This is a genomic window from Geomonas paludis (genome assembly GCF_014193585.1).
Lineage (GTDB): Bacteria > Desulfobacterota > Desulfuromonadia > Geobacterales > Geobacteraceae > Geomonas > Geomonas paludis.
The window spans coordinates 565,120-576,277 of the sequence record NZ_BLXY01000001.1 but is presented as its reverse complement, the minus strand read 5'-3'; the positions used below and the strand labels follow the sequence as shown (position 1 = coordinate 576,277).

General features: G+C 62.1%; 10 protein-coding genes. 8 read left to right on the top strand and 2 right to left on the bottom strand.

Annotated elements, in window-relative coordinates; all coding sequences use genetic code 11:
- Positions 1-4 precede the first annotated feature (4 nt).
- From H7687_RS02330 to H7687_RS02320, 3 genes are all read left to right on the top strand, one after another.
- On the top strand, positions 5-3,799 hold the full coding sequence (locus H7687_RS02330) for a chemotaxis protein CheB (protein ID WP_183344698.1): 3,795 nt from the start codon (positions 5-7) through the stop codon (positions 3,797-3,799).
- A gap of 343 nt (positions 3,800-4,142) precedes the next feature.
- Entirely contained in the window at positions 4,143-4,286 is a 144-nt protein-coding gene (locus tag H7687_RS02325) for a hypothetical protein (protein WP_183344696.1), read from the top strand.
- A gap of 31 nt (positions 4,287-4,317) precedes the next feature.
- Entirely contained in the window at positions 4,318-5,523 is a 1,206-nt protein-coding gene (locus H7687_RS02320) for a TerC family protein (protein WP_183344694.1), read from the top strand.
- 144 nt (positions 5,524-5,667) lie between these two features.
- Here the strand turns inward: H7687_RS02320 and H7687_RS02315 are convergent, their stop codons facing one another.
- Positions 5,668-7,071: a cytochrome-c peroxidase gene (locus H7687_RS02315; protein WP_183344692.1), complete on the bottom strand. Its 1,404-nt coding sequence runs from the start codon at positions 7,069-7,071 to the stop codon at positions 5,668-5,670.
- 535 nt (positions 7,072-7,606) lie between these two features.
- Here H7687_RS02315 and H7687_RS02310 point away from each other — a divergent pair.
- The 5 genes from H7687_RS02310 (at position 7,607) to tsaA (ending at position 10,608) form a co-directional block, all read left to right on the top strand.
- The gene (locus tag H7687_RS02310) at positions 7,607-7,879 is read left to right on the top strand and encodes a hypothetical protein (protein ID WP_183344690.1); all 273 of its coding nucleotides are present in this window, start codon (positions 7,607-7,609) and stop codon (positions 7,877-7,879) included.
- A gap of 297 nt (positions 7,880-8,176) precedes the next feature.
- Complete coding sequence (locus tag H7687_RS02305) at positions 8,177-8,764, top strand: hypothetical protein (protein WP_246404519.1); 588 nt, start codon at positions 8,177-8,179, stop codon at positions 8,762-8,764.
- Positions 8,765-9,032: 268 nt separating this feature from the next.
- A complete protein-coding gene (locus tag H7687_RS02300; RefSeq protein WP_183344688.1) occupies positions 9,033-9,350 on the top strand; it encodes a hypothetical protein in 318 nt (105 codons plus the stop codon).
- Positions 9,351-9,434: 84 nt separating this feature from the next.
- Positions 9,435-9,854: a cytochrome c3 family protein gene (locus H7687_RS02295; protein ID WP_183344686.1), complete on the top strand. Its 420-nt coding sequence runs from the start codon at positions 9,435-9,437 to the stop codon at positions 9,852-9,854.
- A 235-nt stretch (positions 9,855-10,089) separates the two neighbouring features.
- A complete protein-coding gene (gene tsaA, locus H7687_RS02290) occupies positions 10,090-10,608 on the top strand; it encodes a tRNA (N6-threonylcarbamoyladenosine(37)-N6)-methyltransferase TrmO (protein ID WP_183344684.1) in 519 nt (172 codons plus the stop codon).
- A gap of 64 nt (positions 10,609-10,672) precedes the next feature.
- On the opposite strand, the gene H7687_RS02285 is transcribed toward tsaA, so the two are convergent.
- Positions 10,673-11,014: a TSCPD domain-containing protein gene (locus tag H7687_RS02285; protein WP_183344682.1), complete on the bottom strand. Its 342-nt coding sequence runs from the start codon at positions 11,012-11,014 to the stop codon at positions 10,673-10,675.
- Between the last annotated feature and the right edge of the window lie 144 nt (positions 11,015-11,158).

The window sequence follows — 11,158 nt, the reverse complement described above, 5'->3', positions numbered from 1 at the left end:
GGCCATGAAAAAATCAACCACCAGCAGGTCCGCCGCCGGCAGGGCGAAGCCCTCCTTCGTGGTCGGCCTCGGGGCATCGGCCGGCGGACTCGCGGCCCTGGAAAAATTCTTCGACACCATGCCGCCCAACAGCGGCATGGCCTTCGTCGTCATTCAGCACCTGTCACCCGATTTCAAGAGCCTGATGGACGATCTTTTGGCCCGCCACACCAAGATGTCCATCCACCGCGTCACCAACGGCATCACCCTGCGCAGCAACTCCATCTATCTGATCCCCTCCAAGACCCACATGACCGTCGAAAAAGGGAAGCTCTACCTCACCGAGCTTCTGCCCTCGCAGCACTCCGAGCTCCCCATCGACGTCTTCCTGCGCTCGCTGGCCGAAGACGCGGGACAACAGGCCATCGCGGTGATCCTCTCCGGCACCGGCACCGACGGTTCGCGCGGCGTCCGCGACATCCACGATGCCGGGGGGCTCGTGCTGGTGCAGACGGTGGACTCGGCACAGTTCGACGGCATGCCGCGCAGCGCCATCGCCACCGGATTTTGCGACCTCATGCTCGATCCCGAGGAGATGCCGGCGGCCATCGTGCGCTACGCCCGCACCCCGCCCGAGGAGCGGCGCCAGGCCTTGTACGGCTACCTGGCCGACGACCAGTACCACGGCGAGTACCAGCAGATCTTCGCGTTGTTGAGAAGCCAGTACAACATCGACTTCTCCAAGTACAAGCCGCCGACCATAACGCGCCGCATCCAGAGGAGGATAGAGTTCTGCCACGTGGGGGAATCGACCGCCTACGCTGCGCTCCTGGCCCGGGACCCGGAGGAGCTGGATGCCCTCTACCGCGACCTGCTCATCGGCGTCACCGAGTTCTTCCGGGATCCCAAGGCCTTCAAGGTGCTGGAGGATATCGTGATACCGGAGATACTGCGGGGGCGTAAGGATCACGACGAGGTGCGGATCTGGTCGGCGGGATGCGCCACCGGCGAAGAGGCCTACACGCTCGCCATCCTTTTCACGGAAAAGGCCCGCGAGCTCGGCTTCACCGGCAAGATCACCATCTTCGCCACCGACGCGCACAGGAAATCGATCGAGACCGCCTCGCACGGCACGTACGAAGCGCAGCGCCTGAGGAACATGTCCAAGGAGCGCCTGCTCCACTTCTGCCACCAGGAGGGAAACCACTACTACATGAGTCCCGCCCTGCGCAAGATGATCGTCTTTGCCACCCACAACCTGATCAGCGATCCTCCCTTCACCAGGATGGACCTGATCTGCTGCCGCAACCTGCTCATTTACCTCGACCCGGCCACCCAGGAAAAGGTGCTGGCGCTGTTCAGCTTCTCGCTGCGCAACAAGGGGTTCCTGTTCCTCGGCAGCAGCGAGGGAATCGGCAAACGCTCCCCGGCCCTGGAGACCGTGGACAGCCCCTCCAAGCTTTTCCGCAAGACCAGCGACCTCAGGTTCGCCGCAGACCTCGGCATCAGCAACGTCCCGGCCCAGTCATCCCTGCCCGCCCTGCAGCGCATCGAGCGCCCCTCGGTGAGCATGGACCGCCAACTGCTCAACGACTACGATCTCCTGCTGGGCCAGTACATGCCGTGCGGGGTCCTGGTCAATGAGAAGCGCCAGATCCTGCATCACTTCGGCGACGCCTCGTCCTTCCTCAAGCTCCCGACCGGGCGCTACGAGAACGACATCCTGGGCCTGATCGACGATGCGCTGAGAATCCCTTTGAGCACCGCTTTCCATAGGGCGGAGAAGGCAAAGACCGACATCATCATGAAAAAGATCGTGATGCAGGTCGGTGATGCGAGGAAGCGCTTCGATTTGCTGGTGCGCCCCCTGCCGGACCGGAAGGCGCAGGTCACCCACTTTTTCATCGCTTTTACCCCGTCCTGCGTAACGCCGGAACCGGTGCAGGAAGAGGATGCGGCAAGCGGCACCGCGGAACTGGCCTCCGAGCACGTGCGACAACGCATGCTGGAACTGGAAGGGGAACTGCAGGCCGTGAAGGAGAGTCTCAGCACCACCATCGAGGAGTTGCAGACCTCGAACGAAGAGCTCCAGGCGACCAACGAGGAGCTTTTGGCCAGCAACGAGGAGTTGCAGAGCACCAACGAGGAACTGCACTCGGTCAACGAAGAGCTCTACACCGTCAACTCCGAGTTCGAACTGAAGAACAAGGAACTGCTGCAGCTCAACCGCGACCACGACAACCTGCTGTCCAGCCTGGAAGTCGGGCTGGTCTTCCTCGACCAGAACCTGCGCATCCGCAAGTACAACTCGTCCCTGGAGCGGATCTTCAAGCTGCTGCCGCAGGACATCGGGCGCCCGATCGACCACATCGCCTACCATCTCACCGACCTGCACTCGATGCTCGAAGATGCCAAGACTGTGCTCAGGACCGGGCAGCACGTAGAAAAGGAAGACTGCACCAGCGAAGGGCTGTGGTTCTTGAACCGGATCTTCCCGTTCCGGACCGAGTCGGGGGCGGTGGACGGGGTGGTGCTCACCTTCACCGACATCACGGCACTGAAGCGCGCGGAGCAGGCGGCCCACGTCTCCAACCGGGAACTGGAGCGCAAGGTGGACGAGCGCACCCAGGAGCTGCGCCTGGCCAAGGAGGCGGCGGACAAGGCCAACGTGGCCAAGAGCCTGTTCCTGGCCAACATGAGTCACGAGATCCGGACACCGATCAACGGCATCCTGGGCGTGGTGCAGCTTCTCGAGATGACCTCCCTTACCGCGGAGCAGCACGACTTCCTGAAAACAATGCAGCAGGCGACCGGCAACCTGCTGGCCATCATCGACGACATCCTCGATTTCTCCAAGATCGAGGCGGGGAAAATCGGCATCAACAACGAGCGCTTCGTGCTGAGCGAGGTCATGGACGAGACGCTGCGCGTGCACACGCCGCGACTTTTGGCCAAGGGACTGAAACTGGACTGCACCCCGCTGGACGCACTGCAGCTGGGCCTGATCGGGGACCCGCTGCGCCTGAAGCAGGTGCTCTCCAACCTGCTCTCCAACGCCATCAAGTTCACCGAACAGGGGGTCATCTCCCTGCAGGTGGAAACCTCACCGGCAGGCCCGGGGCACCTGAGGCTCCACTTCATCATCGCCGACACCGGCATCGGGCTGGAGCCGTCGATGGCGCAGCACCTGTTCGAACCCTTCACCCAGGCGGACGATTCCATCACCCGCAAGTTCGGCGGCACGGGCCTGGGGCTTGCCATCTGCAAGCAGTTGGTGGAGCTGATGGGAGGGACCATCTGGCTGGCCAGCAAGCCGGAAAGGGGAGCGGTATTTCACTTCACCGTGGTCTGCCAGATAGCCGGCAGTGCAAGCCTCGCTGCGCCGGAGCCCAGAGGGGAGGAGGCGCCGGTCCGCGACAACGCCCTCAAGATCCTGCTGGCCGAGGATGACGCGGTAAGCCGGGAGCTTTTGACGCAGATGCTGAAACGGTCGGGGCACCGTCCCACGGTGGTTGCCAACGGGCGCCAGGCCCTTTCCCGGGTGGCCGAGGAAGAATTCGACGTCATCCTGATGGATATCTCCATGCCCGACATAGACGGGCTCAGCGCCACGCAGGCCATCCGGCAACTGCCGCAGGACAACCCCAACCGCGAGGTCCCGGTCTTCGCCCTCACCGCTCACGTCATGGGCGAGGCCCAGGAGCGTTTCCTGGCGGGCGGGGTGACCCAGGTGATCACCAAGCCGGTGGACTTCAAGGCGCTGCGGGACGTGCTTGAGCAGTACAGCACCGAGTCGGAATCGGAGTCGGCCGGTGCGTGATGAGGCGGCAAAGCATCTCCCCGCACCACCTCAGCCACACGGGGAGAGCCCCCGGCACAGGCCGGGGGCTCTTCTTTACTTTCGGTACTGCCGTTGTGGATTTCGCCTGTCTGTCTGACGCTTCCACTTTCGCTTGACAGAAGCCGAGGCTATTTATTATTTTGAATATAAATAAAGGGGAGTAGTTATCGGTCACCTGAAAAGACCGACCCGGTTCCCGTCAATACGGCTTCGGCCCGGGACCGGAGCAGTGATGCCAACAAGACCTTTATCCAGGCAGATGCCGGGGTAAAGGTCTTTTTTTATTACGCCCGGCGACAGCGGTACAGTCGGAGGTAACATCATGAGTGAGAAATCCAGAACCCTCAAAAGCATCGGCTCCAAAGTGCGGGACCGCGTCCGTCAGTGGCTCGACGAGCTGTTCCCGGTGATATTCCCGCCGGTTCCGTGTCCGGTCCCGGTACGGGGCGACCGCAGCAGACGCTGAAGCGGCAGTCAGCAAAAGAGAGGAGACCATCATGGAAATGCTTCTGTTCGCCGATTTTCTCGGTAAGGCTGTTTGGATGTGGCTGGTTTTCGTAACGGTGGTCATCGCGCTGCTGGTGCTGGACCTGGGGGTGCTGCACAAGGACCAGCACGAGATCGGGGTGAGGGAGAGCCTGTTGCTCTCCTCCTTTTACATCACCATCGCCCTTTGCTTCGGCGGCTGGATCTGGTTCGAAATGGGGCGGGAGCCGGCACTGGAATACCTGACCGGCTTCGTGGTCGAGAAGTCGCTGGCGATGGACAACATCTTCGTCATCGCCATGATCTTCAGCTTCTTCGCCATCCCGCTCAAATACCAGCACCGGGTACTCTTCTGGGGCATCCTGGGGGTGATCGTGCTGCGCGCCGTCATGATCGCGCTCGGCGCCACCCTGGTGTCGCAGTTCGGCTGGGTGCTCTACATCTTCGCCCTGTTCCTGGTGCTGACCGGGTACAAGCTGCTGGTGCTGACCGACGGCGCCCAGTCTCTGCTCGAATCCAACCGCTTCGCGCGCCCGGCAACCGCCGGCGCCTGGGTCGCGCTTTGCCTCGCCTTGGCATACGCCGCCCGGGTCGGCATGGCACAGACCGGTGAGGTGATCGCTGTCCAGGCCACCGTCTACCTGCTGACCGCAGCGACCGCCTACCTCGGCATCAAAATCGCCTACCTGAGCCACGAGGAGGAAAAGGACCTGGCAGGAAACCCGCTGCTGGTGTGGTTGCGCCGTCACCTGCGCGTCACCGACGCCATCGAGGGACGTGACTTCACGGTCCAGCTGCCGGACGCGAAATCCGGGAGGATGGCGACCTACTTCACGCCGCTGTTCCTGGCCCTGGTCATGATCGAGATCGCCGACGTCGTTTTCGCGGTGGACAGCGTTCCCGCCATTTTCGCCATCACCACCGATCCGTACATCGTCTACACGTCCAACATCTTCGCCATCCTCGGGCTCCGCGCGCTGTACTTCGCACTGGCCGCCATGATGGCTCGCTTCGCCTACCTGAAGTACGCCCTCTCCCTGGTCCTCATCTTCATCGGGTCCAAGATCTTCATCTCCAACCTGATGGGGTGGGAGAAGTTCCCGGCGTCCTGGTCTCTTTCCATCACCCTGTTCCTGCTGGCCAGCGGGTTCATCTACTCCGCCTGGAAAACGCGCGGCAGCTCCACAGGAGACGCGACCCGGCCCGACGGCAGATGAAGGCTAAAGACGTCACGAGGGGACCGGGCTCTAACCAGGAGGGGGCGCCGGCTGCGGTAACTACAAGGGGGGCCTTGGCTAAAACCAAGGCCCCCCTTTCGTTGCTGCTTTGTCCTTCCCTGCTCCGTCAGTATCCTCCGGTGCTCAAAGGTCCGTGAGTGTCTTCATGAACTTGATCAGCGCCATCCCTTCCTCGGGGGTGAGCCCGAGGTTGCCGAGGTCGGCGGTGTTGACGTTATCCGCCACCTCGGCGGCCGGGAAGCAGGTGGCGCCCCCCATGGCATCCTTGGGCGGGTTGGGAGAGTCGCAAAGTGGGAGCACATCACGCAGGTTGTAGAAGTGGACGATCTCCTGCAGGCTCTTGAAAAACCCATTGTGCCCAAAAGCCTTAACGAAGTCCGGAGCCGGGCGCCTGTCCACGTTGCGCAAGGTGGGAGTCCTGTGCTTGCCGACGTTGTCAGAGGCTACCGAACGATAATCCCGGTCGCTGCCGTCACCCGAAGTTGCCCCGGCAGTCTTGGCCAGGAAAGCCCCCAGCCCCTGGTCGAGCCAGCTTGCTCCCTTGGCGTTCCACTGGCGCGGCATGTCGTAGAAGGGGTTGAGCGGGTTCTTGGGGATACCGAGGTTGTGGTACCTGAAGTCGGTGAAGAGCGGGAATGGGCTGCCGTTCATCGGCTGCAGCATGTGGCAGGTGGAACATTTCCCCTTGGTATTGAAGATCATGAGCCCTTTGAGCTCCATGTCGTCCAGGCCGCGATTCTTGAACCTGCTCCAGTTCATCATGTTGATCATCGGGACCGGCGGCATCTTGCCCTGGCTGTTCTTCCAGAAGGTGTCGAACTTCGAGGTGAAGGAGGTCACCTCGCCGGAGCGCTCGTAGGCCGCAATGGAGCGTGCGATGCGTTCGTAGGTCCCCTCGACATCCTTGACACAGTCGAGCGATCCCGCCCCCCATACCTGTTCGAACTCCACCGCGGCATCGCTGCGCATCACGCTGAGGCAGACGTGCTTGGCGTTGGGATTGGCTTGCTCGAGAGGGTTGAGGAAGGGCCCCATCGCCTGCTCGGCGAGCGGATCGCCGAGGCTCCACCCGGCAGCCCGCCCGTCCCAGAAGAGTCCGCCGACCAGGGCGCCCGGCGTCATGTTGCCCATACCGCCGCCCATACCGCCGCCCATACCGCCATTCCCCATGCCATTCCCCATGCCACCGCCCATGCCACCATTCCCCATGCCGCCCGTCATGTCGCCGGCTTGGTGCATGATCGGAGTGAACCCGGCATAGGCAACGGTAGGCGGCTTGCGGTTGCCGTACCTGGTGTGAATGACCCCGTGCATCACTGCCCCGTTGGCGTTCACCTCCGCATCGGGGGCCGTCCAGCCGGTCGCCGGATCGTGGCAGGAAGCGCACGACTGACCGGGAGGGTTCGATAACGACGGATCGAAAAAGAGCTTCTTGCCCACTGTTTCCAGTGGGGAGAGCTCAACCGCGACTGCCGGCACCGCAGTCAACAACATGGCAAGGACAGCGACGACGTTTCTGGCTTTCATGGCGTACCTCCTAATTCCTGCAGCATTTGATAAAGAATCGAGATCGACGGTGCCATTGCAGTTGCTGTGCCAGCGACAGGGTGAAAATATTGATAAGAAAACGAGACTTTGGCGTGGCCGTCTTTACAGAGGGTGCAAAAATTCGTTGGAGGCAAGGGACCGGTGCAGAGTGTAAAGGCAGGCTGAGAGCGGTTCTGGTCTCGTGGATGGGGGGACTGCAACTGTCGCACTTTCATACACCATTTATGGGTAAATATACTCGGCACATTGGCGCCAGGTCTTTGGTGTTTATTCAGCCTGCATCCCGAAGTTTGAGTTCCAGAAGGACACGTAGCCGTTGCAGTCACGGGGCTCTCCTGATATAGTGTGCCCCTTACCGCACCCCTGCGAGGTCCAGCTCTTGCGGGCATGGCAGTGTCATCTTTTCGTTTCATCTTGCGCTCCAGAGGAAGCACCACCCCGCATGACCCCACCGTTCTCTCCAAGCAATCGTCCCGTTGGCACGCGGTACCTGCAGATCCTGGCGACCGTGCTGATGGTGGCAGGGCTTCTCTGCGCGGGGATGCGCGTGCCGGACCTGTCGCGTCCCCACCGCCCCAAGCCGATGCACCGCCTGGTGCTCAAGGCCCAAGTGACAACGGCGCCAAGCCACATCAAGCAGCAGCACCACGACGTCTTCGTCACCCTGCCCCAAGTCCTCGAACCGGCCGTTCCTGTCTTACAGCGCGCCATCACACGGGTCGCCCCCCCGCGGTACATCTTCCTTTCGTCCGCGCCCTATTCCGGACGCTCCCCTCCCGCAGCCTAACCCCGGCATAGATTCACCTCCTGCGCTCCAACGCTACACCACGTGGTGCAGGATCATGAGCCATAACGGCTGCCGCGTCCACGCGCCGGTGCGCGGGACGTCGGACGCCCACTGTCCCGGTGCGGGTCAGGTACGCCCTTGCGCCCGATTGCCCCTCGCCGCCCGTCTTCTCGACGGCTCGTACGGGCACGAGTGGGGCGCCCTCTCCAACCGCGCCCGCCCGTGTTGGCTCGCCTTGAATTATCTGCTCTCCGCCTGCGCCTTAGGCGCCGCGGCCGAATATCCTGGAGGACCCGCGTGAAACGTTTCCCCTTTATCTTACTTATCATCGCCGTCTTGGGCATGGACCGGCGTGCCCACGCCGACACCTGCAACTGTGACGACTGGATCCAACGAGGCGGGTATTGCGTCGATTACATCAAAGAGAGGATCCCTTCGTTTCCCATCCCTTACAAAAGCGACATGCCCCATCTGAAGAATGCGGACGTTGCCGACGTCACCGAAGGAGACGTCGCGGTATTCGCCTTAAGGAACTATTGGCACGTGGCCTACGTGGAAAAGGTACATCGTGACGAGCGTGGGCAGGCGACCGCTATCGACGTGAGTGAGATGAATTTCGGCGGAGACCTTTCCTTCGCCGAGTTCAAGGCGAAATGGAGATCCGACAACCTCCTGCAGTGGCAGCGGGCCACCTGTTGCGGGATCACCGACACCTACGACCAGACAACCCTGCGCAGTAACGTTGACCTGGACACCGTCACCCAGATCTGGTCACCCGACGACGCCGCCCCCGGAGGTTCCGGCCGCCGCGATCTCAAGGCACTGACGGAGAGGGTCCGGGAAGTCATCAGTCGGTTCCGGGAGTTCATCCAAAGCGAACTGTAGCAGCGCCGTAGCTGCCGACGGGGATCGTTGCCCAGCCAGGGCTGGAAGAGCTGAAGGAGCTGTGCCTGGCGAAAGGTCCAATTGCAAAGCCTGAACAGCCACACGCCGGTTACTGTGCAGCGGCTGAACAGCGGAGACGAATCCGACTTTCCGCCTCGGTGTAAGATCTTGGTATCACAGCAGTAAATCAACCACAGGTCGCGGATGCGCTTGGCACCCTCCTTGTACTGATCCAGGTAACGATGGACCACAGTCCCAGGAGACAGCCATGAAAACCTTCAAGAACCTCAAGGCAATTCTGTTCGCCATAATCGCCATTTCCCTGACCCATATCAGCACTGCGGCCCACGCCCAGGACACGGACCCGACCGGTCCCCGCGGGAAGTGCCCCTATGCGCTGCAACTGCAGAAATCTGTGGAGGCGCAGAAGGCCTACCTCGTGAAGGTCGAGCGGGCCAAGGCGAGCAATCCCATTCAGCCGCCCGAAGAAGTCGCGGCAGCTTCGCCGGAACAAGCTCCCGCCCAGATGACCGACCACCTGTCTGTTGCCTGGATCTCCTTCACGTGGGGCTCACGCACCAACTAGAGCCCAGGCGCTGGGAGCCCGGGAAGCCTAAAGAATTGGGGACCGGTGCCGAAGAGACTCCCAGCACCACAAAAGGAGGAGTTCATGTCACCGAAAACCAGGGAAAGTGCGCTGACCGCTCTCGCCATTGCTCTGCTCATATTAGGTGTGGTCACGGCACCAGCCGCCACCATGCCCCAGATCGATCCCCTTTCCAAGGAATGCATCGGCTGCCATGACGGCGCCGCCGGCCCCAACGTCGAGGTGAACCTGCGCAACGACCCCGCGGGGCGCGGCTCGCACGTCCACTCCTTCGACGGCGAACACCCCATCGGCATGATCTACCAGAGCTACGTGGACATGAAACCGGGGTACAAGCCGATCTCCGCCGAGGAGCGCAACATGATCATGGTCAACGGCGCCGTCGGGTGCCTCACCTGCCACGACCCGCTCAACCCGGCCAAGGGGCACCTGATCAAGAGCGACAAAAACAGCGCGCTCTGCCTCACCTGCCACGACAAGTAGATCCTTCCAGGCACACCACGCGGCCTCCCATCGGAGGGAAGTCAGGGTGAGCCCCTGCCTTGACAAGAGGATCGATTTTCATTAGTGTACCGACGCAGGTAGCCTGGCCCGAGCTACCGATCGGTCGGACCGCCTTCACCCTCCATTCCGTCGCACAGCAGAAAGCCCTCAGGCCACCTGAGGGCTTTTGCTTTTCGCTCCGACCCCACTAGAACCAAAGGAAGTGTCAGGCAGCATGATTGAAGAACAGTGCTTTAGCTATCGCCCCATCGGCCTGTTGCGCTCCCCCTATTCCCGCCGCATCGACGCCCCTCATCAGAGCACCGTGGTGACAGGAACCGAGACCGGGGACTTCGCCACAGCGACACTGGAACTCCAGGACTGGCTGGATGAAAAGGCGGTCCAGGACCTTGGGGGCTTCCAGCGACTGTGGCTTATCTTCGCCTTCCACCTCAGCGAAGGGTGGAAAAGCAACGTGAAGCCGCCGCGCGGGGGGCCCAAACGCGGCGTCCTGGCGACCAGGTCTCCGCATCGCCCCAACTCGATCGGGCTGTCTGCCGTGGAACTGGTAAGGGTGGAAGGAAAGACGCTGCACCTGCGCGGTGTGGACCTGCTGGACGGGACCCCCATCCTCGATATCAAGCCCTACGTCCCCTACGCAGACGCCTTCCCGGAATCGAAGGCGGGCTGGATCGACGAGATGGATGCCAAGGTGGGTCGCTACTTCGCGCCGGGGCCGCGCAAGCCGAGGTGAGCGGCGACGGCGTGGGGCAGGCGCCTGCGGAGGGTGAGTGGAGGCGGCCTTAAGTGGGCGGGAATCAAGGGGACAGGCACCTGCGGAGCCAGTCCCCTTCGAGCACCTCGCGCAAGGCCTCGGAAACCGCGTTCATGCAGGTATCCTTCCCGAAGCTACACCCGATCCCCCCCAGGGCCTTGACCGCCTCGTGCGGGTCGAGCCCCGACCGCAGGCCGTAGGAGAGTATCCTGGTCAGGCCGTCGAAGACCGCGGCCCCGCAGTGGCCGGCCTTGCCGAACCGGACGAAGATCTCGAACGGCCTCCCCTTCGGGTCCATGGTGACGGTGACGTAGATCCTGCCGCAATGGGTCTCTTTCTGGAAGGTGACGCTGGGAACGGAACCGGGACGTGCCTTCTTCTTCATAGCGGCCCCCCTTTCTCAACAGCCGGGTAAACGACGCCTGATAGTATATCCGCAGCCGCGTGTGCCGTTTACGGTTTTTTGACCTACATCAAGGAATTCCTCCCGGGCCTGTGGTTTACATGGGCCCTGTTTTTTTATCCATCA